Below are 22,511 nucleotides of genomic sequence, written 5' to 3'. Positions count from 1 at the left end.
ATAATAAAAAACACTCACAGTAATATGAGTGTTTCATTCTTCATAGTGTTTTATTGTATTCTTCTTTTTCCCGCAATTACATCCCTTTTTCTTCACAAATCCTTGTTGTTGTAATTGTTCTTGATATGCCTGTTGTTGTGCTTGGTGTTGTTGCTGTATATGATACCATTGCTGCAGGTCATATGAATTTTGCCTTGGACTATTACTCACAGCAAACATCTCCTCTACTGTCAATTCTGTCTATTCACTATATGAACAACTCTTTATTTCCGTTCCCTCATTCTTTTAAACTCCGCTTTTTCTCGTATTATGAAAATATATTATTCTCCCATAAAATATCCTGTAATCGTTTCAATGATTGCTGCTGCTCCTGCAATAGCTAATAATGCAAGTAACGGCTCTGCTACGATAGGAATCCATTTATATAAAACTAATAAAAAAGCACTAACCCATACACCTGTACACCAATAACAGCTTAATAATTCGCCAATCCACTTTCTTAATCCTTTACCTTTTACTTTTGTAAAAGTTGATACACTTCCATCTGGCTCTGTAATCTCTAATTCATCAATAAACGGTCTTCGCAAAAAAGCTGTAATTTTATCATACACAATTAAACGGGTGAGCCTAAAAGCAGCTAACGCGAAAATAAAGAATAAAAGCCAACTTGTAAACAGCATGATTCCACCTTCCCTTATCTTCTTTCGCCTATTTAAAAAAAAAGGTCTTGAGATTGTGACCAAATCTCCTCGACTCCAATATCTTATTAATGTAAATACAAACAAGACGATAAGGAGTGACATTAATGAGTTGTAATGAAAATAAACACCATAGCTCTTCTCATTGTGTAGTTGACGTTGTCAAATTCATTCATGAATTACAAGAATGCTCTACAACAACATGTGGATCAGGTTGTGAAATTCCATTTTTAGGAGCACATAATAGTGCATCAGTAGCAAATACACGTCCTTTTGTTTTATACACTAAAGCTGGAGCACCTTTTGAAGCATTCGCACCATCTGCAAGCCTTTCTAGCTGCCGATCTCCAATTTTCCGTGTGGAAAGCGTAGATGACGATAGCTGTGCTGTACTACGTGTGTTAACCGTAGTATTAGGTGATACTTCCCCTGTACCACCTACTGATGACCCAATTTGTACGTTTTTAGCTGTACCAAATGCAAGACTAGTATCGACATCTACTTGCATTACTGTAGATTTAAGCTGTTTCTGTGCGATTCAGTGCTTACGCGACGTTTCTATCTAATAAATGAAGTAAACTAAAAAACTATTGGGGTGGTAGAAGTTTTCTACCACCTTTACATATTTAAAAGCCGGCCATATCAATCGATTTTATCTCTTCTATAGCTACCCTAATATCTCTCATACTATTTGGCGGCATAATAGCTACAATTCCATTACGATACGATATGATTGATCCAATATAAGAAACTGTAGCCGTTTTTATTCTGCACCTTACTTTCGGAATATAATGAGGGCGGTTTAATAAAAAATGAATCTTCTCTTCATTATTCATATCCTTAAATGATTTATTATACGGGATAGTTCTCACTGGCTCTTGCTGTTCTTTCTGTTCTTGTTGCTCTTGCTGCTCTTGTACTTGTTCCTCTTCTACTCGTTGCTCTTCTTGTTGCTCTATTACCTCTTCCACAGCACTACTTACAACATTTTCGTTTCTATTACTTTCCTCTTTTCGATCCTCATTTTCAAAGTTTGTTAAGATAATTCTTTTTATTTTCGGTGCAGCAAGTTCCAAATTTACTTGCGCAATATATAACAACGGTTTTCCAACTGTTGAACTTTTATTTTTATTCTTCACACTCGTCCCTCCCACTTCCATGCGTAGCTGAATAAATCGTGTACTATTATAGTTATATTCATAACGTGGTAAGAACTTTCGTTAAAAATCGTTCTTTCTAAGAACAAATAAAAAGGACAATCTCAACATGTAGAGATTGTCCTTTAAAAATTCATATTATATTTACCCTAGGATATGATATCCTGAATCAACGTGAATGTTTTCTCCTGTTACGCCGCGTGCTAAATCACTGAATAAGAATACGGCTGTATCCCCAACTTCTTCCGGAGTCGTTGTACGGCGAAGTGGTGCGCGCTCCTCAATTTCTCTTAAGATTGAGTTAAAGTCGCCTACACCTTTTGCAGATAACGTACGAATTGGTCCTGCTGAAATAGCGTTAACGCGAATGCCATGTTGACCTAAATCGTTAGCTAAATATTTCACGCTCGCTTCTAATGAAGCTTTCGCAACACCCATAACGTTATAGTTTTTCACAACGCGCTCACCGCCAAGGTATGTTAACGTTAAAATATTTCCGCCTTCTGTCATTACTTTCTTCGCTTCTCTTGCTACAGCTGTTAAAGAGAATGCACTAATATTTTGTGCAAGTAAAAATCCATCGCGAGAAGTGTCTACAAATTCACCTTTTAAGTCGTCACGATTTGCAAAAGCAATACAGTGCGCTACACCGTGAATTGTACCAACTTCTTGCTTGATTGTTTCAAAGCAAGCTGTAAGTTCTTCATCATTTGTTACATCACAAGGTAATACAAGTGATTCTTGTCCTTCTAATGTGTCCGCTAATTCACGAACGTTTCTCTCTAAACGTTCTCCTGCATATGTGAAGATTAATTTTGCACCTGCATTATGCAAAGAGCGAGCAATTCCCCACGCAATACTTCTTTGGTTCGCAACGCCCATAACAACAAATGTTTTCCCTTGTAATAGTTCCATGATATATCCTCCCAGAAATACTTATACTTGTTATTAGTACCTGATACTATAATTATAGTAACATAAAACCTCTTAAAGGCAAACAAAAAAGTCATTAACTTAAATTTTGTTAATGACTTTTTGTTTCTATAAAAAACCGCTCTAATCCTTCTTCCCAAGAAGGCATTTGTAAAAAACCATTTAACCGTAGCATGTTATGTTGGAAAACAGAATATTTCGGTCTCTCTGCCGCCGCCCCAAATTCTTCGGTTGAAACAGGTAATACATTCACTTTCATATTTGCATACGAAAATATTTTTTGTGCAAATTCAAACCAAGAACATGAGCCTCTATTTGATACATGATACGTACCGTATAAAGAAGTATGAATGAGCTTATTAATCATCGCATTTAAATCCGCCACATACGTAGGAGAACCAATTTGATCTGCTACAACAGACACTTCTTCTCTTTCTTTCCCTAATCGCATCATCGTTTTCACAAAATTATTTCCATACTTACCATATAACCACGATGTGCGAACGATAAAATATTTATTATGTAACTCTTTGACGAACTGCTCTCCCGCATACTTAGAAGCTCCGTATATATTTATCGGCGCCGGATTATGAAATTCATCATACCCTTCCGGTCTGTCGCCCTGAAATACATAATCAGTACTAATATAAACTAACTTCGCGCCTACTAATTGTGAAGCAACCGCTACATTTCGAGCTCCTATTGCATTTATTCTATATGCAAGATCTTGTTCTTTCTCAGCATAATCAACCTTCGTATACGCTGCACAATGAATAATGATATGTGGCTTTATTTCTTGTACTACTTGCTGCATTCGGGATATATTTGTTATATCTAGTAACTTTTTATCAAATGGATATATGTCATATTCTTCAGGATTTAACTCTTCTTGTAGTTGTTTTCCCAATTGACCATTTGCTCCTGTTATGATAATCCGTTCTTTCATTTATATGCCCCTTACTTTTCTTTTAGTGGTTTCCACCATTTCTTATGATGTTCATACCATTCCACCGTTTCTTTCAGCCCTTGTTCAAATGTATACTGAGGCTCCCAATCTAGCTCATTCTTCATCTTCTGTGCATCAATCGCATAACGACGATCATGACCTAAACGGTCTGTAACATATTCAATATCTTTTTTCGTTTTTCCTAAAAGAGTAATAATTTGTTCCACAACTTCTACATTTGTCTTTTCATTATTTCCGCCTATATTATATACTTCTCCTACACGTCCCTTATGCAAAACAACGTCAATCGCACTACAATGATCCGTTACATGTAACCAATCTCTTACATTTAATCCATCGCCATATAACGGTAGCTTCTTTCCTTCTATCGCATTCGTAACCATTAACGGAATTAATTTTTCCGGATATTGATACGGCCCATAGTTATTGGAGCAACGCGTTACTATAACTGGTAATTGATACGTTTTATAATAAGATAAAGCTATCATGTCGGCACTCGCTTTGCTTGAAGAATATGGACTATTTGGAGCTAACGGCGTCTCCTCGGTAAATCGACCTGCTTTCCCTAAAGAGCCGTACACCTCATCTGTTGATACTTGCACGAGTTTAATATGTGGATATTTTTTTACTAATTCTAATAAGGTGACTGTCCCAATTACATTTGTATCATAAAAAGGAATCGGATTTTCAATACTACGGTCTACATGTGATTCAGCTGCGAAATTTACAATCACTTGCACGTCTCGTTCTTTAATAACATGCTCTAGCAGCTCCCCATTTTGAATTTCCCCTTTTACAAAAGAGTAATTCGGATGATCTTGAAGAGACTTCACGTTATTTAAATTCCCGCTATATGTTAATGCATCGAAATTAATAATTTTATATGTTTCATAGCTTTGTAACATGTAATGAACAAAATTACTTCCAATAAATCCGGCCCCACCTGTTACTAATATATTCATAAACAACTCTCCTACTCAAAAACTATCTTCACATTCCTGAAGTAACGGTAATATTCTATCTTTGTCAGACAAAATAGGACTTGTTACCGGCCATGGAATTGCTAATTCTTTATCGCTCCAAAGTACCCCTGAGTCATGATCGGCACTATAATACTCATCTACTTTATACATAACAATCGTATGCGGAACAAGTGTACAAAAACCATGTGCAAATCCTTTTGGCACTAATAATTGCCGATGATTATCCGCACTTAAAATATATCCTTTCCACTGCCTAAACGTTGGGGAATCTTTTCGCAGATCAACGATAACATCATAGATTGCTCCTTGCATAACTTGAATAAGTTTCGTTTGTGCTTTCGGATTTTTTTGAAAGTGCAATCCCCGAATCGTTCCCGCTTCTGCTGAATACGAAACATTATCCTGTACAAATGAATACGTAACCCCTAATGTTTCTAGCACCTTCTTATTATAACTTTCAGTAAAAAAGCCACGCTCATCTCCAAATAACCTCGGTTCTAACAATTTTGCGTCGGTAAATTTTGTTTCTACAACTTTCATATTCTCACCTATTCTCCGTTAAACTGTTTACCAAAGTTTATATCCCGCGCTAACGTATTCGCCTTTTGAAGAGAAACATGAGTTCCCGCATCCGTCCACCAACCGCTCATTTCATTATAAGTAAGTACCCCTCGTTTTAAATACCAATTATTGATATCTGTAATTTCAAGTTCTCCCCTTGCGGAAGGTTTTAATTCTTTTATATAAGAAAAGACTTTTGGATCATACAAATAAATCCCTGTGACTGCATAAGAACTTTTCGGCTCTTTCGGCTTTTCTTCAATTTCAATTATTTTTCGGTTTTGAATATTCGCTACGCCAAACCTCTCCGGATCATCTACAGATTGCAGCAGTACTTTCGCACCTTCTTTTTGATTTGCAAACTCTTCAACATACGGACGAATGTCATCAGAAAAGATATTGTCTCCTAAAATAACGACCATACGATCTTTCCCGACAAAATTCTCACAAAGGCCTAACGCTTGCGCAATTCCACCAGCCTTATCTTGCACACGATACGTAAAGGACACGCCAAACTCTTGACCGCTTCCTAAAAAACTAACAACATCTCCCATATGCTCTTTACCTGTAATAATCATAATATCTGTAATCTCACACTGTTTTAGCTTATATACTGCATGATAAATCATTGGATAACGTCCAACAGGAAGCAAATGTTTATTCGTTACTTTCGTTATTGGATATAATCTCGATCCCGTGCCACCAGCTAAAATAATTCCTTTCATCCTGCATCTCTCCCTTATGATGGAGATAGTATATCTTTGTAATGTTCTACAAACACTTTCCGATATTTCTCATATGTATCCGCATCAAACTCATCCCCGTTGTAGTGAATACACCATACATTTGCTTGATTAGGGATACCAATTAAATAACCCGCCTTTTGAAACTCTAAAGACTGCGAAACATCATAAAAGTGGAATCCTTGAAACAAGTCTTCACGCCACGGAATATCATATTGTGTGGCCATTAATAATCCATCAATTGCCTGAACTGACATAAATGATTGATTCCCATAAAACAATTGATCTAAATTCAATAATTGATAATTCTGTCTTCTATACTCAATCACTTTCCCTACTAAATTTTTCCCTTCCCACCATATCCCGTTGCTCGGTAAAAACTGGGCTCCAGCTACCCCAATTAAACCGAGTTTTTCGTTATCTTTAAAAAGAGAAATGAGTGTATAAAACATATCTCGATTAATAAGATACGTATCTTGATGTATATAAACCTTATACTTCGCGGGATATGAAAGTGCTCGGTTGTATGCACTTGCCATACTTTTCGCATCTCGTATCGGAAAAATTTGTACGACATAACCAGGGGGAACAAAAAGATTTCTTATTTGTCTCTCACATTGTTCAAACAGCTCTTCATTATTTATACAAACAACGACTAATATTGTATGATCTTTCATTTTGTAGCCCCTCTATTCGTCTTGATTTACATCTGACATATAGTGCTCCACAAATATCTTTCTATACTTATCATAGTTGGTCATATTCACATCAATATGATAGTGAATGCACCAAGCATCACGCTGTACAGGAACCCCAACTGTATAACCTGCTTTTCTAAATTCAAATGATTGAGACACATCATAATAATCAAACCCATCAAACAAATCTTCTCGCCACGGAATATCGTATTGCGTGGCCATTAATAATCCGTCAATACATTCAACGGGCATAAATGTTTTTGAGTCATGATACGGCTTTTCTTGACTGGCCATATAAAATAAATCATTCATATAACCAATTACTTTTCCAACAACTCCTCTGCCTACATTCCATATTCCATTTGGAGGAACATATTGGGCTCCAACCATACCAATCATTCCAAGATGTTCATGATCCTGAAATAATTGAAGTAATCCGTATAAGAATCCCATATTTACAATGAAAACATCTTGATGTATATACACTTTATATTTCGCCGGATGCGAAATTGCTTGATTATATCCGCTCGTCATACTTTTCGCATTCCGAATTGGCATAAATTTTACAATATATCCTGGAGGCACTGCCAATCTTAATATATGTCTCACGCACTGTGCATACATTTTTCGATCATTTATACATGTAACAAACAATATTGTTTTATCTGCCGCACTCATAATTGTGATTTTTCTGCTTCAATTATATATTGAAATACAACCGTCTCAGCCATGAAGCCACTTCCAAGACGATATTTTTTACAAATTCCATATAACTCCTCAATTAACGGTTCATACATTTTGTGATCAATATATACACGATCTACTTTACTAATTGAATAACCTGCTTTTAGGAACATTCGCAGCATTTCATTAAATGTAAAGAAACGAATATGCGTTTTATCTAATAATCCATATTCTGTATACGTCCAATTTCCAGCAAGTAAAGGAGCTAATACTGAAATGTGAGCAACGTTTGGTATACTAGCTAAAATCACACCATTTTCTTTTATATATGGCTTTACTTTTTTTATTACCGACCACGGATCAAATAAATGCTCTAGTACGTCTCCAAATATAATGCAATCAAATTGTCCCTCTTCATAAGGGAGATCTACTTTTTCTATATCCCCTAAAATAACATGATCTAGTCTTTCTTTCGCTTTTTCGGCCGCCTCCGGGAATGCCTCAATTCCTGATACACGTGTACCATTTTCTTTAATTGCCGCTCCCAATGCACCGCTCGAGCAACCGATATCAAGAACTTCTTTCCATTCCTTCTTTATATGCTTTAATAAATTCGGATTCGCTGCATTAAAATAATGCTCGGACTTTTCTTCATATAAAGAACTTTTTTCACGATTCATTTCACACACTCCTTATGCAAATTGAATTTGAAATATAAATCTCATATAAATTCTATAAAGTAGAACTTTCATCAGTAATTGTTTTGTTTCCTCCGCTGATTATTACCTTTTACCAATCGAACGTTTACGAGCAGCGGGGCTCCCCACCTAACTGCTTTGCTCCAACCTAATTTTTTGATGGGGTTCTTACTGCTCACACATAGCAGGCTAAAAGATGTTGCCTGTATTGGTTACATGACTGATACTCTAATATATAACCAATCTATGAGAGTTAGAATAACGATAAACCATTTCTAAAAATACGAAACCTATTACTCTTTATATTGTTTATCAAAAACATCCCGAAAATATTTACGGTTATATTCAATTGCAGCATTATTCGGAACATAAGAAGCTGCTAATTCATTGTAATAATAAGCTTTCTCTTGCTCTCCTAACTTGCTATAACAAATACACATTTGTAAATATGGAAGCCATGTGTAGCTAGCTGGACTGTGAAAAGGACTCTCTGTCGCCATTGGTACTTCCGTTGCAAGTTTAAACCAAAATATCGCCTCATTATATTTTTGTTGTTCCATATATATATATCCTATTCTTGTACAATTCTCTCCTCTAGGAACATCGTACCGAAACGATTTCACACAAGATTCAATTGCCTTTTCCCATAATCCAAGCTTCGCATAGCAATCTCCTAACTTACCACATGCATAAATTTTCTCTTCATACCATCCTTCGTCTTGATCAAGAAATGTTTCATAAAGAAGAACTGCATCATCATATTTTTGGTTATCCATAGATTCATTTGCGTAATAAAATAAATCTCTCGCACTTAATTCTTCTCCTGCAGCTACAGCATTTTGAAAAATTTTCAAATTACGATTTGTTACCTTTTTTTCTTTTTTATGTGTAATAGCAACATTACTATTAAAAGTCTCACCAGAAATAGCTAAATACTCATGAACCTTTCCAAACCATTGAAATTGTTTTTCACGCCTTACAAGTCGATTTCTTTTTGTACAATATAAAGGTTTCCCGTTAGAATCCATTGCAAGATGATAAGGCATCGAAACTGCATCAATTCTAGGATCTAGCTCTCTTTTTAAGGTTTTCAATGCTTCTTGTGCATCTTCTAATAATATGTCATCTGCATCTAGCCATAATATATATTCTTGCGTCGCCTTTGAAAAAGAAAAATTTCTCGCTGCCGCAAAATCATCAATCCATGGAAAGTCATATATGTTAGAGGTATATTGAGCTACAATTTCTTTCGTTCGATCAATGGAACCTGTATCAACTATAATAATTTCATCAACAATTTTTTCTACTGTTTCCAAACAACGGGCTATCGTCTCTTCCTCATCTCGAACAATCATGCATAAACTGATTGTAATTCCTTGCTTGTTCAACATAATCACCCTCTTCCAAATCAATCATATGTTATACACATGCTAAACTTTCCATTTTTTAAAATTATTCAAGCATTTTAAGATTTCTTTTCAATAATTCAAATGTCCGTGTCATTTTCTTCCGGTTTTGCATCTACTATATAATGAACGCTTTATGGAGGTGAATTTATGTCAAATAATAATTATTCAGATGGATTAAATCCCGATGAATCTTTATCAGCTAGTGCATTTGACCCTAATCTTGTAGGACCAACATTACCACCGATACCACCGTTTACCCTTCCTACCGGACCAACTGGGCCGACTGGACCGACTGGGCCGACTGGGCCGACTGTACCAACTGGGCCAACTGGGCCAACTGGACCGACTGGACCAACTGGACCAACTGGACCAACTGGACCAACTGGACCAACTGGTGCTACTGGACCGACTGGGCCAACTGGTGACACTGGTGCTACTGGACCGACTGGGCCAACTGGTGACACTGGTGCTACTGGACCAACCGGGCCAACTGGTGACACTGGTGCTACTGGACCAACTGGACCAACTGGTGACACTGGTGCTACTGGACCAACTGGGCCAACTGGGCCAACTGGACTGACTGGGCCGACTGGGCCGACTGGACCGACTGGGCCATCCGGACTAGGACTTCCAGCAGGATTGTATGCATTTAACTCCGCTGGAATTTCTTTAGATCTTGGGATTAATGACCCATTACCATTTAATACTGTTGGATCTCAATTTGGTACAGCAATTTCTCAATTAGATGACGATACTTTCGTAATTAGTGAAACTGGATTCTATAAAATTACTGTTATCGCTAATACTGCAACAGCAAGTCTATTAGGGGGTCTTACCATTCAAGTTAATGGAGTACCTGTACCAGGTACTGGATCAAGTTTAATCTCACTTGGAGCACCTATCGTTATTCAAGCAATTACGCAAATTACGACAACTCCATCATTAGTTGAAGTAATTGTTACAGGGCTTGGGCTATCATTAGCTCTTGGTACGAGTGCATCTATTATTATTGAAAAAGTTGCTTAATTTTTTACTTAGCAGTAAAACTGATATCAGTTTTACTGCTTTTTCATTGGTAAATTCAATCATTAAATCTTTCTTTTCTACATAGTCATAATGTTGTATGACATTCCGTGGGAGGAACTTATATGGAAAATAAATCAGCTGTCCAGCTTTATCTTGAGTTATTAAAGAAAACCATTTTATTTGAAATATGGTTAGAATACGAACCATACTTACCTGCTTCGTTACATATATCTAAAGAACTATCATATGAACCAGTAACGGTTCCACTTCCTCTATTTCTTAAGCAGTATGTAGAAAATCACAATTTAAAAATCGTTAATCCTAACGTTTCAAATAATGAGCGTCAAGGTGGCAAGGATTGGCCAAGAGCTGCACATAGTATGGTTGGTCGAAAGCGTATGAATCAATTACAAGAAGCTATGGAAACTGTATTCAGGGAAAATATAGAAGGCGATTTTATTGAAACTGGTGTATGGCGCGGAGGATCATGCATTTTTATGAATGGGTTTTTACAAGCAAACAACATTAAGGATCGTACTGTGTGGGTTGCCGATTCATTTGAAGGTCTGCCCGCACCTAACTTAGAACAATATCCGAAAGATTACGGTGATTATTTGCACACATTCGATTACTTACGAGTTTCTTTAGAAACAGTGCAAGAAAACTTTAGAAAATACGATTTATTAAATGATCAGGTGAAATTTTTAAAGGGTTGGTTTAAAGATACATTGCCTTCAGCACCAATAGAAAAAATTGCAATTGCCCGCCTTGATGGTGATATGTATGAATCAACGATGGATAGTCTTGTAAACTTATACGACAAAGTTTCAACAGGTGGCTTTATTATTATTGATGACTACGGATTAGTAACATGTGCAGAAGCTGTAACAGATTTCAGAAGTGAAAGAAACATAAAAGCTCCTATGACTCAAATTGATGATTTCGGTATTTATTGGCGAAAAGAATAGAATATAATTTATTCTTGTGAGGGGTTCTATCACATTACTTATCAATCATGTAAAGTTCCCCTCATTATGAATGATTAACTTATATAGACAATAGAAATCCTCTACTTTACTACAAGGACGGAGTGAATGTATGAACGAAAATGAGAAAAAAACCACATTAATTCCACCCCCAGAACTCGTTCAATATGTAGGTGGTGACTTTGAAGAAGTTGGAAAAGAGTTTATGCAGCATTTTATTGAAATTGGAAATTTAAAATCAAATGAAACAGTGTTAGATGTAGGCTGTGGCATTGGCCGAATGGCGGTTCCATTAATGAATTATTTAAGCGATAATGGTACTTATTATGGGTTTGACTTATTCAATAAAGGGATTACATGGTGCAAAAATAACATTTCAACACGCCGTAACAATTTCCATTTTGAACATGTCGATATATATAATCCATTCTACAATCCCGATGGAAAAGAAGATGCTTCCCAATACAAGTTTCCATATGATGATGAATCATTTGATTTTATTTTTTTAACGTCTGTCTTTACCCATCTCCTTCCGAAAGAATTAGAACATTACGTACGTGAAATTGCACGAGTTCTGAAAAAAGATGGGAGATGTTTTATTACTTTCTTTTTAATTAACCCTGAATCTTCCTATTACTTAAATGCAGGACTAAGTACGTTAGGTTTTTATCATCAAATTGACAATTGTTATGTTCTAAATAAAGATATCCCGAATTTCGCAGTTGCCTATCCTGAAGAAGATATTCGTACCCTATTAAATAAGTATGGGCTAGAAGTACAAACTCCCCCCCATTATGGTTCATGGTGTAGCAGGACTGAACATACAAGTTATCAAGATATTATTCTTACACAAAAAATTTCTGAAAGGTAGTTGTATATGAATAATGTGAAAAATCCACCTCTCGTTTCCATCCTTATTCCCACCTATAACCGACCACATTATTTTAAAATTGCTCTAGAAAGTGCATTAGCACAAACGTACCCAAACATTGAAATTATTGTAGGAGACGATAGCACAAATAATGAAACAGAAAAATTACTATACAGGCATTATTTACATAAGCATAAACATATAACGTACATTCGAAATAGCTCTACTCTAGGACAATTTCATAACGCCCTTATGCTCTTAGAACAGTCAAATGGAGAGTACATAAATTTCTTAATGGACGATGATATATTTTATAATAATAAAATCGAAAAAATGATGTTTTATTTCCAACAAGACTTCAATAACAATCTCGCGCTTATCACATCCTATCGCACTTGGATTGATGATAATGGAGATATAATTGAACAACATCCCTCCATGAAAAAATTATACGATGAAGATACTCTACTAAATGGGAAAGATTTTGGAAATCGTATGCTTATGGCAGGACAAAATATTATCGGTGAACCTACAATCGTACTCTTTAGAAAAAGCCTATTAACGGAACCTTTTGGCACTTTAAATGGCAGAAAGTATGGTTGTAGTGTTGATATGGCTTCTTGGATAAGTTTACTTTCAAAAGGTGATGCGATGTATATAACTGAGCCCTTAAGTTCATTCCGCCTTCATACTGGACAGCAAGTACGTCACAAATTCCTTGAGGGCTGTGAAGATTTTTCTCAGCTCGTTTTAACCTCAAAAAAGTATGGTTTCTTACAAGACAATAAATATTATAAAAAAGGTTTGATAAGAGCTTACGGATGGTATAAAAATGCGGTCAAATTTTACGATTTATTTCCAAACCTCATTCCAGATATAAATACACATGCCCGTCTTTCCCATTGTTTAAATATCATTACAAAAGAGCTCCGTGCACTATAGTCCGTCACACGGTAGGTACTATTCCTTCCGTGTGATGTATGACTTCCCACAAATAGTGGAATAAATGTATGCATAGTCTGCTTGTATATTATTTTTATCATGACATAATCCATATACTTACTAGGCGATAGAAAGGAATACATACATTGAAAGATCCAAATTCTCAATATCAAATAGACTATGTATTGCTACTCATTTTATTTGCCATTGGGACTGCTAGTTGCTTTGCGATTGCAAGTGCACAAGCCTCTTTACCACCATTTTTGCAAAATGTAAATTTTGTATTAAAGCAAATCCAATGGTACTTCATTGGATTTATAGCTATTGGTATGATTATGATTATTGATTTCGATCGTTATCAAAAAATTGCCTGGTATTTATATAGCTTTGCATTGATATTACTGATTGGACTGGAACTTCAAGTACCAGGTGCCGTTACAATAAAAGGTGCTACCGCTTGGTACAGGCTTCCAGGCATCGGAAATTTCCAGCCTTCTGAAATTATGAAATTGTTTTTAATTATCGTCACCGGACGAATTATTGCAAATCACAATGAGAAATATTTTTACCGTACGATACACGATGACTTTTTATTACTCGGAAAAATATGCGCAACAAGTTTGCCACCTCTGCTCCTTATTGCAAAGGAACCTGATTTAGGAAACACGATGGTAATTTCAGCTATGCTCGCAGCGATGATACTAGTTTCTGGTATACGCTGGCGATTTATTTTCGGATTAGTTTCCGGTATTTTTGCCGCTGGCGTTACATTAACGTATATTTTTTTCACTCATACAAAATTTTTTAAAGCACACATTTTACAAGAATATCAACTAAATCGGTTTTACGGCTGGTTAGCGCCATACAAATATGATGCGCAAGGCTATCAATTAAGACAAGCTTTCTTAGCTACTGGATCAGGGGAAATGCAAGGAAAAGGTTGGGAAAATGGACAAGTATACTTTCCAGAACCACATACAGATTTTATTTTCACCAATGTCGCTGAGCAATTCGGCTTTTTAGGCGCAAGTGTCATTATTGCACTTTTTTTCCTACTTATTTTCCGCATGATTCATATCGCTTTAGAAAGTAATGACCCTTTCGGTAGTTACATCTGCGCGGGCACAATCGGAATGTTTACTTTTCAAGTATTTCAAAATATCGGGATGACCATCGGATTACTGCCTATTACAGGAATCACATTACCCCTTATGAGCTACGGAGGAAGTTCTTTACTCACATACATGATAGCGATTGGATTTGTTTTAAACGTTCGCTCAAGGACGAAAATCTTTATGTTTAACTGAACCATAGAAACGGTATATTTTTATCTCTATCCTTTTTTAGATATACTAATGAAAAATATGATGGAGGTTTAAATATGAAATATGACATTATAGGGGATATTCATGGATGCTTCCAAGAGTTTCAAGATTTAACGATGAAACTCGGATATAACTGGAATAATGACCTGCCGATTCACCCTGATCAACGCAAGCTTGCTTTTGTTGGTGATATTACAGATCGCGGTCCTCATTCATTACGTATGATTGAAATTGTGTGGGAACTTGTCATAAATAAAAAAGTAGCTTATTACGCTCCAGGAAATCACTGTAATAAACTATACCGATTTTTCCTTGGACGTAACGTGACAATTGCTCATGGACTCGAAACAACTGTTGCTGAATATGAAGCACTGCCTTCTCATAAACAAAATATGATAAAAGAAAAATTCATCACACTTTACGAGCAATCCCCTTTCTATCACGTACTCGATGAGAAAAGGTTAGTTGTGTGTCACGCCGGAATTCGGCAAGATTACATAGGAAGACAAGATAAAAAAGTACAAACTTTTGTATTATATGGCGATATTACAGGAGAAAAACATGCTGACGGCTCACCTGTCCGTCGCGACTGGGCGCAGGAATATAAAGGAACAGCTTGGATTGTATATGGACATACACCCGTAAAAGAACCTCGCTTTGTAAATCATACAGTCAATATTGATACTGGCGCTGTGTTTGGTGGCAAACTAACTGGACTACGTTATCCTGAGATGGAGACCATTTCCGTTCCTTCCTCCCTGCCTTTTGTCCCTGAAAAATTCCGCCCAATTTCATAATCCTTATTTACAATGTACGAGGGATTATCTTTTCATTTAGGCGGCTATCGTAAAAAACTAAGTAAAGTAATGAAAAAAAAGATGCACGAAAGTGCATCTTTTTTTCATTACACCGCATATACTGTCGCAGGAGGTGACAGAATGAAGAAAAAATCTTCTAAACAAAAAAGAAAATGCCCGCCTTTTTATCTACCCATGTACGGAATTAACAACTGGTGCAGCATTCGGGCTGCAGCTTTAGAAGAACTGGAAGGACAAGAGGCTTCCACCAAAAACAAAGATAGACCAAAATATGTCTCTTTACAAAATGCTGTAATGAGCCGCATTATTGATAATAGAAAAACAAAGATGCAGCAAAAAAATAAACCTCTCTCTACTCACACTGAACAGATGGTGCCTTCTGAGCAAATAGAGAAACATACAGAAGAAAACATCCCTGTAGCAATAAATACAAAAGCGGAAGCAGAAATTCCAGCTGCTATTATACATCAAGTGAAAAAAATAAAAGAAGCATTAGCACCATCCAATACTATACAAACAGAAAAGACTATCATAATTCAAACCCCTACACCTGAAAATACAAAAGTAAAAAAAGAGGGGCGGTATGCCTATGCAGAGGGGCTTCACTCTCAAGCAGAGGGTACAGCTTCACATGCAGAAGGGCTTCTTACTCACGCAAAAGCTTCTTTCTCTCATGCAGAAGGATCGAAAACGAAAGCAACTGGACATAGTTCCCATAGTGAAGGAAGTGAAACGACAGCAGGCGGCTCTTATTCTCATGCGGAAGGTAAACATACAATCGCTTTAGGCGAAGCAGCACATGCAGAAGGAACCGCGACTATCGCTAACGGATTCTCTTCTCATGCGGAAGGTAATCATACATCAACAGCTCATTTTGCAGGTAGCCATATTATGGGACGATTCGGCACAGCAGAAGAATCTTATTCTTGGTTTATTGCAAACGGTACAAATGAAACCGATCATAATATCGGTGCAAAGTGGCTTGCTCATAATGGAGAAATGTACATTGATGGCGCTTCTTACAATGCAAGCGGAACTGATTTTGCACAAATGTTTGAAACAGCAGACAATACTCTTATTGATGTAGGTTATTTCGTTACATTTAGTAACGAAGAAAAAATTCGAATCGCTACTTCAAACGATTCATTCATCTTAGGTATATCTAGTGCAACCCCCGCTCTTATAGGAAATAGCGGTGCTTTAAGTTGGCAAAAACGCTACCAAACAGATAACTTTGGAAAACGTCAATATGTACGTACGGAATCACAAGACATACAACCTCTTTTAAATACAGACTGGGATCCAACTTGCAAATATATAGCAAGAAAAGATCGTACCGAGTGGCTTCCTGTCGGATTAATTGGACAAATGTTAGTACGTGATGACGGCACTTGCAAAACGCATGGATATTGTCGTCCAAATAACGATGGCATTGCTACAAAATCCGAAAGTGGCTTTTTCGTTATAAAGCGCACGGATGAAAACCAAGTTTTAATATTATTCCGCTAAGAAAAAAGGGAACAAAATTCTTCGCTACATAAGAATTTTGTTCCCTTTTTAAATATGTGTTAATACTGCTTGCATATCGCTTGGAATCGTTGTAGTGAAAGACATTTCTTTCTCTAAAATAGGATGATAAAACGTCAAGGTTGTACTGTGAAGCGCTTGTCGTTTCACTTCATCCCTTTTTCCACCATATAAAGTATCGCCAAGTAACGGATGTCCTATATGCGCCATATGTACACGAATTTGGTGCGTTCTTCCTGTATCAAGCTCAAGCGATACATGCGTCTTATGGTTGGCGCTAGCAATCACTCTAAAATGAGTAATTGCTCTTTGCCCCTCCTCACAAACGGTTCGCTCAATAATGCTATCCGATTTTCGTCCAATCGGTGCGTCAATCGTTCCTTCTCGTTCTATCATCTCACCATGAACGAGCGCTTCATACGTTCTTTTCACAGCTTTTTGTTGATGCTGTTTCGATAAAAGATGATGTACGAAACGATTTTTTGCAATAAGCATAAGCCCTGAAGTATCACGATCTAACCTTGTTACGATGTGCACCGTACTTGCAAGATGCTGCTTATCATAATGAGATAAAAGCGCATTCGCAACACTTCCTGCCGGATGTTCTCTAGACGGAATCGTTGACATGTTCGCCTCTTTGTTTATGACAAGAACCGCATCATCTTCATATACAATGCATAAAGGGATATCTTCTGCAATCATCCCTTCACTTCTTTCCTCCACTGGAAAAAAGACACGTATTTCCTCACCAGCTTGCAACTGATGACGAACGCTCGCATGCTGACCATTTACTTCAATAGCTCCGCCGTGAAACTTTATATCCGTTAATGCGGCTTTAGAAATCCCTTTCGTTTTTAAAAATTCTCTAACTAAAGTTCCCTCTTCGGCCGATTCTATATCCCATTTCAATGTAAATCTGTTCAAATATATAAACCCTTTCTATTTATCTGCAACAAACGAGTCACGAACCCGTTTCCAGAACGGGAATGGACGGAAACGAACAAATCGTACTTTTTCATTTGCAACGCGATACTGAATTGATTTCACATCTTGATGAACCATTGTTAAATGGTCCACCGTAATTTGTAAGTTCATTCCTGCAGCTGGCTTCAACACACATGTATGATGTTTCGGCAGTACGAGCGGCGAACCTACCGTACGAAACACACGGTTATTAATAGATGCCATTTCTGCAATTTGAATCGCTTCAATAGAAGGGTGAATAATTGCTCCACCAAGCGCCTTATTATACGCAGTACTTCCCGAAGGAGTAGAAATACAAAGGCCATCACCACGGAACGTTTCAAAGTACTCTCCGCGTATTTCCACTTCTGTTACTAATGTACCTTCTGCACTTTTCACAGTCGCTTCATTCATCGCTAAATACTGCGACTCTTTACTCCCATTCACATAGCGAATAATCACTTCTAAAAGCGGATATTCCACCACTTGGAATGGTGTTTTAGCAATTGCAATTACTAATTTCTCTACTTCTGTCGGTAACCAATCTGCATAGAAACCTAAATGCCCTGTATGTACACCAACAAATGCCGTTTCAGCCAATCGATCATAATAACGATGAAATGCATATAAAAGCGTTCCATCTCCCCCAACAGAAATTACAATATCGGGTTCCTTTTCATCCATTATAAATCCGAAATCTAGCAAGTATTCTTTCATCGTGCTTGCCAGTGCATCTGATGATTGATCTCCCTTTGACATAATTGTAAATTTCATCGCCCAACACCCTTTAGTTTATGATTCGGAATCTTTCGTTTCTTGCTTTCTTGAAAAAGCTTTCTGCGCTTCTTGAATTTCAAGACGGATAGAAGACATTTCTTCATCTAATAAAAATGCTGCTTCCGCTGCACGTTGCAAGCGTATTTTAATATCTTCAGGAAAACGTCCACTATATTTATAATTTAAAGAATGCTCAATTGTTGCCCAAAAGTTCATTGCTAGCGTGCGTATTTGGATTTCTACCAATACTTTTTTTTCACCCTGAATCGTTTGAACTGGGTAACTAATGACAACGTGATAAGAACGATAACCGCTATCTTTCTTCTGCGTGACATAATCACGTTCTTCCACAATTTCAAAGTCATTTCGTTTTCGAAGATATTCTACAACAGGCTTAATCTCATCAACAAATTGACACATCATACGAAGGCCCGCGATATCTTGCATATCTTCTCTTAGCCGGTCTAGCGGTACATTTCTTTTCTCCGCTTTATCAATAATACTTGGAACCGACTTTACCCTTCCTGTTACAAACTCAATTGGAGAATGCTCTGTTAACATTGCAAATTGAGTACGCATTCCTTTTAGTTTCACTTTCAGCTCTGCCACCGCTTGGTGGTAAGGTGCTAAAAATTCTTCCCAATTTCGATTCATTTCAACCACCACCAAAATCAATCCATTTGCTTATAGAAATACTTTTTCTACAGCAGTTACTAGTTCTTCTCCGTAATTTGCATTACCTTCAATATTTTCAACTAAATACTCTACTTCTTCTTTTAATCCTTCTAATTCTATTTCAATGTCATTTACGCGAACGAACATAACCGCATCGTTATTCATCGCTTCATGCATTGCTTCCCAGCATGTGTGCGGAATACTTACATAAATGAAAGATGATTCGTTTTCTAAGATATATAAAAATGATAAATTGTCTGAGTCTACAAGTACGTGATTACGTGCACTTAACTCCTTTACCTCTATTTCACTATTTTCCGCACAAAAAATAAGAGCATTCTCTCTCTTTTCTACGCTCTTAACTTGGATTTTATTTTGCATGCTCTAACTCCTCCATCTCAACTTCCTGTCGTACTTAACAGTATTATTGTATCATAACATGGACGCAAACAAATAAAACATTGAACCAAATTTGTGAAAAAGCGATAATGTGTAAAGAATTATTTTTCAAAAGGAGCGCATACAATGACACAAGAAATTGAAATTGAATTTAAAAATATTGTTACAGAAGAAGAATTCGGTACATTATGTAAATCATTCTCTATTGAAGTATTTACGAAACAGGTGAATCATTACTTTGAAACACCGAACTTCTCGTTAAAAGAAGCTGGCTCTGCACTTCGTATTCGTCATAAAGGAGAAACTTATACATTAACATTGAAACAACCTGCAGAAGTCGGCTTGTTAGAAACACATCAAGTCGTAACAGCAGAAGAAGCAAACATGATGATGGAAACAAACGTAATCATTCAAGGGGCTGTAATGGATCAACTACACAAATTACAAATTCCTGTTTCTGCTTTAACTTATATGGGTAGTTTAACAACTGAAAGAGCCGAAACGTTATTTGAAGGCGGAACGCTTGTCTTTGACCATAGTTTCTATTACAATCACGATGATTATGAAATTGAATTTGAAGTGCAAGATGAAGAAACAGGCAAAGCCGCATTTATGCATTTATTAAAGCAATACGACATACCAATCCGTCATACAAATAATAAAGTAAAACGCTTTTTCCTTGCCAAACAAAACAAAGCACGCTAAAGTGAAAATTCCACTAGTGAATACATTCTACTAGTGGATACATCTCACTTTTGAAAAGGAAAAGATTTTTTTACATCTGTAGAATAAGCAAAGAGCGTTATGAAGGCTATTTATTTGCCCTCCCTAACATTCCATTGCTACAATAGATATACATTTCATGGAAAAAGGAGTTTATAAAGGATGAGCAAGCAACCGATGACACCATTTGAAGCAATTGGCGGTGAACAATGCATTGCAATATTAGTAGATACATTTTATTCCTATGTCAGTAAGCACCCTGACCTATCTCCCATCTTCCCGGATGATTTAACAGAAACCGCTAGGAAGCAGAAACAATTTTTAACACAATATTTAGGTGGTCCTAATTTGTACACTGAAGAACATGGTCATCCTATGTTAAGAGCACGCCATCTCCCGTTTGAGATTACGCCAAAACGAGCAGAGGCTTGGCTATCATGTATGGAACAAGCAATGGATGACACAGGAGTGCACGGTCATATAAGAGAGTTCGTTTTTGAACGTTTAGCATTAACTGCTCAGCATATGGTTAATACTCCAAACGAAACAGGTGAAATATAATGGATAAACAGGAAGCAAAGCATATCAATATGCCATCTCCTTCCTCATGTGAACATAAGTCTGTAGAAGCATATTTATTTATTGATCCACTTTGTAAAGATTGCTGGGAAATTGAACCTTTTATTATTAAGCTATGGCTTGAATATGGGAAATACTTCTCGATTCGTCATATCGTAACAGGAAAAGTGGACGGAACGAACGCTTCCTCACACAAATGGAATAAACCTGCTAATATTCGATTTGTGTGGGAAAAGACAACAAGTTTACAAGGTTTTTCATGTGATGGAAAGGTACATATGCAAGAGGCATCGTCAACACCATATTTAGTTTCGATGGCAATTAAGGCTGCGGAGTTGCAAGGCCGAAAAGCAGGTTCGAAGTTTTTGCGAAAACTCCAAGAATACATTTTCCTTGAAAATGTATCAAATCCTAACTGCGAATTATTACTTGCATGCGCAAAAGATAGCGATATTGATGTAGAAGAATTTAAAAAAGACCTATATTCAGCTAGCGCAAAAAAGGCTTTCCAATGTGACTTGAAATTCACAAATGAGATGCATATTACAGAAATACCTTCTCTCGTATTTTTTCATGCGAATTCAGATGAAGAAGGTATTAAAATCGCTGGAACGTATTCCTATGACGTATACGTACAATTATTAAAAGAACTTGTAAAATGTGAAATTGAGCCAGAACCATTACCACCTTTAGAGGTATTACTAAAAGCAACGCAATTTATATCTTCAAAAGAAGTAGCATTTATATATGGCTGCTCGCAGCAAGAAATTGAGCGTGAACTAAAAAAATTACAACTGAAACGAAAAGTACAAATGATTGACGTAAAATGTGAGCGTTATTGGAAATGGATAGCAAAAGAAAAAGACCTGGTGTAAACACCAGGTCTTCTTCTTTACGGCTTATAAAAATATTAAAGGGGATGGGAGAAATTTTCACGTTCAAACAAAGGGGTATATGTTTGTATGTGAATTCGTTCACGCTTATTATATTACAAGATTCGACGTCAGATGACAACCCCTTTTGTCGAATTTCACACTTTTGTCACATTCTAAACGTTTTCATTTTTGAATAAGCTATAAAAAAGCTATTTTGGAGGTGTTTTGTATGAAAAAAACGTATATTTTACTTATCATTCTAGCTGTCATCGTTTCTTTTTTCTTGTACATCCTCTCTCTACTACAAGCTTTTCCTAAAATTATTGCCTTCCCTCTTTTATTTGGAGTCATTGTCATCGCTCTCTCTTATTTCAACCATAAAAAACGATTTAAAGGGTTTTAATGAACTGTAAAACTGCCTTCTAATTTAGAAAAAAGAAGACCATTCGCTTTATTTTTTCGACAAATATCGACAAAATAATACCAAGAAAAAG

At 36.6% G+C, this 22,511-nt stretch carries 28 protein-coding genes; 12 read left to right on the top strand and 16 right to left on the bottom strand.

Features of this window, described 5'->3' with window-relative positions:
- Positions 1-33: 33 nt before the first annotated feature.
- Positions 34-219, bottom strand: a complete 186-nt coding sequence (locus tag AC3WVA_RS10205; protein ID WP_033657682.1) for a hypothetical protein — start codon at positions 217-219, stop codon at positions 34-36.
- A 101-nt stretch (positions 220-320) separates the two neighbouring features.
- Positions 321-680, bottom strand: a complete 360-nt coding sequence (locus AC3WVA_RS10200) for a DUF1360 domain-containing protein (RefSeq protein ID WP_016128947.1) — start codon at positions 678-680, stop codon at positions 321-323.
- A 125-nt stretch (positions 681-805) separates the two neighbouring features.
- On the opposite strand from AC3WVA_RS10200, the gene exsY reads away from it, so the two are divergent.
- A complete protein-coding gene (gene exsY, locus AC3WVA_RS10195; protein WP_098344737.1) occupies positions 806-1,264 on the top strand; it encodes an exosporium assembly protein ExsY in 459 nt (152 codons plus the stop codon).
- A 60-nt stretch (positions 1,265-1,324) separates the two neighbouring features.
- Here exsY and AC3WVA_RS10190 read toward each other — a convergent pair whose 3' ends face one another.
- The 10 genes from AC3WVA_RS10190 to AC3WVA_RS10145 all read right to left on the bottom strand — a co-directional run bounded on the left by AC3WVA_RS10190 (position 1,325) and on the right by AC3WVA_RS10145 (position 9,513).
- On the bottom strand, positions 1,325-1,858 hold the full coding sequence (locus AC3WVA_RS10190; protein WP_088316366.1) for a spore coat CotO family protein: 534 nt from the start codon (positions 1,856-1,858) through the stop codon (positions 1,325-1,327).
- Between the two features lie 141 nt (positions 1,859-1,999).
- The gene (gene fabI / locus AC3WVA_RS10185) at positions 2,000-2,770 is read right to left on the bottom strand and encodes an enoyl-ACP reductase FabI (protein WP_000421885.1); all 771 of its coding nucleotides are present in this window, start codon (positions 2,768-2,770) and stop codon (positions 2,000-2,002) included.
- Between the two features lie 109 nt (positions 2,771-2,879).
- On the bottom strand, positions 2,880-3,734 hold the full coding sequence (gene rfbD, locus AC3WVA_RS10180; RefSeq protein WP_048526722.1) for a dTDP-4-dehydrorhamnose reductase: 855 nt from the start codon (positions 3,732-3,734) through the stop codon (positions 2,880-2,882).
- An 11-nt stretch (positions 3,735-3,745) separates the two neighbouring features.
- Positions 3,746-4,717 carry a dTDP-glucose 4,6-dehydratase gene (rfbB, locus tag AC3WVA_RS10175; protein ID WP_098344738.1) on the bottom strand — a complete coding sequence of 324 codons (972 nt, stop codon included), beginning with the start codon at positions 4,715-4,717 and terminating at the stop codon, positions 3,746-3,748.
- Positions 4,718-4,732: 15 nt separating this feature from the next.
- The gene (rfbC, locus tag AC3WVA_RS10170; RefSeq protein ID WP_098344739.1) at positions 4,733-5,278 is read right to left on the bottom strand and encodes a dTDP-4-dehydrorhamnose 3,5-epimerase; all 546 of its coding nucleotides are present in this window, start codon (positions 5,276-5,278) and stop codon (positions 4,733-4,735) included.
- A gap of 8 nt (positions 5,279-5,286) precedes the next feature.
- A complete protein-coding gene (locus AC3WVA_RS10165) occupies positions 5,287-6,024 on the bottom strand; it encodes a sugar phosphate nucleotidyltransferase (protein ID WP_087957776.1) in 738 nt (245 codons plus the stop codon).
- Positions 6,025-6,038: 14 nt separating this feature from the next.
- On the bottom strand, positions 6,039-6,719 hold the full coding sequence (locus tag AC3WVA_RS10160; RefSeq protein ID WP_048526718.1) for a glycosyltransferase family protein: 681 nt from the start codon (positions 6,717-6,719) through the stop codon (positions 6,039-6,041).
- 12 nt (positions 6,720-6,731) lie between these two features.
- Positions 6,732-7,418, bottom strand: a complete 687-nt coding sequence (locus AC3WVA_RS10155) for a glycosyltransferase family protein (RefSeq protein WP_048526717.1) — start codon at positions 7,416-7,418, stop codon at positions 6,732-6,734.
- A complete protein-coding gene (locus AC3WVA_RS10150) occupies positions 7,415-8,104 on the bottom strand; it encodes a class I SAM-dependent methyltransferase (RefSeq protein ID WP_048526716.1) in 690 nt (229 codons plus the stop codon). Before AC3WVA_RS10150 ends, AC3WVA_RS10155 begins: the two co-directional genes overlap by 4 nt.
- A 311-nt stretch (positions 8,105-8,415) precedes the next feature.
- Entirely contained in the window at positions 8,416-9,513 is a 1,098-nt protein-coding gene (locus AC3WVA_RS10145) for a glycosyltransferase (RefSeq protein ID WP_492321886.1), read from the bottom strand.
- 165 nt (positions 9,514-9,678) lie between these two features.
- Here AC3WVA_RS10145 and AC3WVA_RS10140 point away from each other — a divergent pair, with 165 nt between their 5' ends.
- The 7 genes from AC3WVA_RS10140 (at position 9,679) to AC3WVA_RS10110 (ending at position 17,008) form a co-directional block, all read left to right on the top strand.
- Positions 9,679-10,557 (top strand): BclA C-terminal domain-containing protein, encoded by an 879-nt coding sequence (locus tag AC3WVA_RS10140; RefSeq protein WP_492321885.1) that lies wholly within the window; start codon positions 9,679-9,681, stop codon positions 10,555-10,557.
- A 122-nt stretch (positions 10,558-10,679) separates the two neighbouring features.
- Positions 10,680-11,525 (top strand): TylF/MycF family methyltransferase, encoded by an 846-nt coding sequence (locus tag AC3WVA_RS10135; RefSeq protein ID WP_349303286.1) that lies wholly within the window; start codon positions 10,680-10,682, stop codon positions 11,523-11,525.
- 130 nt (positions 11,526-11,655) lie between these two features.
- On the top strand, positions 11,656-12,414 hold the full coding sequence (locus tag AC3WVA_RS10130) for a class I SAM-dependent methyltransferase (protein ID WP_492321884.1): 759 nt from the start codon (positions 11,656-11,658) through the stop codon (positions 12,412-12,414).
- Between the two features lie 6 nt (positions 12,415-12,420).
- Positions 12,421-13,356: a glycosyltransferase family 2 protein gene (locus tag AC3WVA_RS10125; RefSeq protein ID WP_048526711.1), complete on the top strand. Its 936-nt coding sequence runs from the start codon at positions 12,421-12,423 to the stop codon at positions 13,354-13,356.
- 146 nt (positions 13,357-13,502) lie between these two features.
- Complete coding sequence (locus AC3WVA_RS10120; protein ID WP_098521078.1) at positions 13,503-14,663, top strand: FtsW/RodA/SpoVE family cell cycle protein; 1,161 nt, start codon at positions 13,503-13,505, stop codon at positions 14,661-14,663.
- A gap of 74 nt (positions 14,664-14,737) precedes the next feature.
- Complete coding sequence (gene prpE, locus AC3WVA_RS10115; protein ID WP_048526709.1) at positions 14,738-15,478, top strand: bis(5'-nucleosyl)-tetraphosphatase PrpE; 741 nt, start codon at positions 14,738-14,740, stop codon at positions 15,476-15,478.
- A gap of 141 nt (positions 15,479-15,619) precedes the next feature.
- Positions 15,620-17,008, top strand: coding sequence for a peptidase G2 autoproteolytic cleavage domain-containing protein (locus AC3WVA_RS10110; RefSeq protein WP_098344744.1), 1,389 nt, complete (start codon positions 15,620-15,622; stop codon positions 17,006-17,008).
- A gap of 48 nt (positions 17,009-17,056) precedes the next feature.
- Here the strand turns inward: AC3WVA_RS10110 and AC3WVA_RS10105 are convergent, their stop codons facing one another.
- From AC3WVA_RS10105 to AC3WVA_RS10090, 4 genes are read right to left on the bottom strand one after another with little or no spacing between them, the layout of a single operon-like run.
- Positions 17,057-17,950: an RluA family pseudouridine synthase gene (locus AC3WVA_RS10105; protein ID WP_098344745.1), complete on the bottom strand. Its 894-nt coding sequence runs from the start codon at positions 17,948-17,950 to the stop codon at positions 17,057-17,059.
- 15 nt (positions 17,951-17,965) lie between these two features.
- Positions 17,966-18,763 (bottom strand): NAD kinase, encoded by a 798-nt coding sequence (locus AC3WVA_RS10100; protein ID WP_000673182.1) that lies wholly within the window; start codon positions 18,761-18,763, stop codon positions 17,966-17,968.
- Between the two features lie 18 nt (positions 18,764-18,781).
- Complete coding sequence (yjbM, locus tag AC3WVA_RS10095; RefSeq protein WP_001081485.1) at positions 18,782-19,420, bottom strand: GTP diphosphokinase; 639 nt, start codon at positions 19,418-19,420, stop codon at positions 18,782-18,784.
- 30 nt (positions 19,421-19,450) lie between these two features.
- The gene (locus tag AC3WVA_RS10090) at positions 19,451-19,822 is read right to left on the bottom strand and encodes a UPF0738 family protein (protein ID WP_048526706.1); all 372 of its coding nucleotides are present in this window, start codon (positions 19,820-19,822) and stop codon (positions 19,451-19,453) included.
- A 144-nt stretch (positions 19,823-19,966) separates the two neighbouring features.
- Between AC3WVA_RS10090 and AC3WVA_RS10085 the strand changes: the two genes are divergently transcribed.
- The 4 genes from AC3WVA_RS10085 (at position 19,967) to AC3WVA_RS10070 (ending at position 22,420) form a co-directional block, all read left to right on the top strand.
- Positions 19,967-20,545: a CYTH domain-containing protein gene (locus AC3WVA_RS10085; protein ID WP_048526705.1), complete on the top strand. Its 579-nt coding sequence runs from the start codon at positions 19,967-19,969 to the stop codon at positions 20,543-20,545.
- Positions 20,546-20,725: 180 nt separating this feature from the next.
- Positions 20,726-21,124, top strand: coding sequence for a globin domain-containing protein (locus tag AC3WVA_RS10080; protein WP_000043381.1), 399 nt, complete (start codon positions 20,726-20,728; stop codon positions 21,122-21,124).
- Complete coding sequence (locus tag AC3WVA_RS10075; protein WP_492321883.1) at positions 21,124-22,017, top strand: ClpXP adapter SpxH family protein; 894 nt, start codon at positions 21,124-21,126, stop codon at positions 22,015-22,017. Before AC3WVA_RS10080 ends, AC3WVA_RS10075 begins: the two co-directional genes overlap by 1 nt.
- A gap of 229 nt (positions 22,018-22,246) precedes the next feature.
- On the top strand, positions 22,247-22,420 hold the full coding sequence (locus AC3WVA_RS10070) for a hypothetical protein (protein WP_002051510.1): 174 nt from the start codon (positions 22,247-22,249) through the stop codon (positions 22,418-22,420).
- Positions 22,421-22,511 lie beyond the last annotated feature (91 nt).

This window comes from Bacillus sp. EB106-04-02-XG92 (assembly GCF_058791995.1).
This window is presented reverse-complemented; position numbering and strand designations above follow the sequence as displayed.

Coding starts and splice junctions, on each gene's coding strand:
- AC3WVA_RS10205 (WP_033657682.1), bottom strand. CDS start 219: ATGTTTGCTGTGAGTAATAGTCCAAGGCAAAATTCATATGACCTGCAG.
- AC3WVA_RS10200 (WP_016128947.1), bottom strand. CDS start 680: ATGCTGTTTACAAGTTGGCTTTTATTCTTTATTTTCGCGTTAGCTGCT.
- exsY (WP_098344737.1), top strand. CDS start 806: ATGAGTTGTAATGAAAATAAACACCATAGCTCTTCTCATTGTGTAGTT.
- AC3WVA_RS10190 (WP_088316366.1), bottom strand. CDS start 1,858: ATGGAAGTGGGAGGGACGAGTGTGAAGAATAAAAATAAAAGTTCAACA.
- fabI (WP_000421885.1), bottom strand. CDS start 2,770: ATGGAACTATTACAAGGGAAAACATTTGTTGTTATGGGCGTTGCGAAC.
- rfbD (WP_048526722.1), bottom strand. CDS start 3,734: ATGAAAGAACGGATTATCATAACAGGAGCAAATGGTCAATTGGGAAAA.
- rfbB (WP_098344738.1), bottom strand. CDS start 4,717: ATGAATATATTAGTAACAGGTGGGGCCGGATTTATTGGAAGTAATTTT.
- rfbC (WP_098344739.1), bottom strand. CDS start 5,278: ATGAAAGTTGTAGAAACAAAATTTACCGACGCAAAATTGTTAGAACCG.
- AC3WVA_RS10165 (WP_087957776.1), bottom strand. CDS start 6,024: ATGAAAGGAATTATTTTAGCTGGTGGCACGGGATCGAGATTATATCCA.
- AC3WVA_RS10160 (WP_048526718.1), bottom strand. CDS start 6,719: ATGAAAGATCATACAATATTAGTCGTTGTTTGTATAAATAATGAAGAG.
- AC3WVA_RS10155 (WP_048526717.1), bottom strand. CDS start 7,418: ATGAGTGCGGCAGATAAAACAATATTGTTTGTTACATGTATAAATGAT.
- AC3WVA_RS10150 (WP_048526716.1), bottom strand. CDS start 8,104: ATGAATCGTGAAAAAAGTTCTTTATATGAAGAAAAGTCCGAGCATTAT.
- AC3WVA_RS10145 (WP_492321886.1), bottom strand. CDS start 9,513: ATGTTGAACAAGCAAGGAATTACAATCAGTTTATGCATGATTGTTCGA.
- AC3WVA_RS10140 (WP_492321885.1), top strand. CDS start 9,679: ATGTCAAATAATAATTATTCAGATGGATTAAATCCCGATGAATCTTTA.
- AC3WVA_RS10135 (WP_349303286.1), top strand. CDS start 10,680: ATGGAAAATAAATCAGCTGTCCAGCTTTATCTTGAGTTATTAAAGAAA.
- AC3WVA_RS10130 (WP_492321884.1), top strand. CDS start 11,656: ATGAACGAAAATGAGAAAAAAACCACATTAATTCCACCCCCAGAACTC.
- AC3WVA_RS10125 (WP_048526711.1), top strand. CDS start 12,421: ATGAATAATGTGAAAAATCCACCTCTCGTTTCCATCCTTATTCCCACC.
- prpE (WP_048526709.1), top strand. CDS start 14,738: ATGAAATATGACATTATAGGGGATATTCATGGATGCTTCCAAGAGTTT.
- AC3WVA_RS10110 (WP_098344744.1), top strand. CDS start 15,620: ATGAAGAAAAAATCTTCTAAACAAAAAAGAAAATGCCCGCCTTTTTAT.
- AC3WVA_RS10100 (WP_000673182.1), bottom strand. CDS start 18,763: ATGAAATTTACAATTATGTCAAAGGGAGATCAATCATCAGATGCACTG.
- yjbM (WP_001081485.1), bottom strand. CDS start 19,420: ATGAATCGAAATTGGGAAGAATTTTTAGCACCTTACCACCAAGCGGTG.
- AC3WVA_RS10090 (WP_048526706.1), bottom strand. CDS start 19,822: ATGCAAAATAAAATCCAAGTTAAGAGCGTAGAAAAGAGAGAGAATGCT.
- AC3WVA_RS10085 (WP_048526705.1), top strand. CDS start 19,967: ATGACACAAGAAATTGAAATTGAATTTAAAAATATTGTTACAGAAGAA.
- AC3WVA_RS10080 (WP_000043381.1), top strand. CDS start 20,726: ATGAGCAAGCAACCGATGACACCATTTGAAGCAATTGGCGGTGAACAA.
- AC3WVA_RS10075 (WP_492321883.1), top strand. CDS start 21,124: ATGGATAAACAGGAAGCAAAGCATATCAATATGCCATCTCCTTCCTCA.
- AC3WVA_RS10070 (WP_002051510.1), top strand. CDS start 22,247: ATGAAAAAAACGTATATTTTACTTATCATTCTAGCTGTCATCGTTTCT.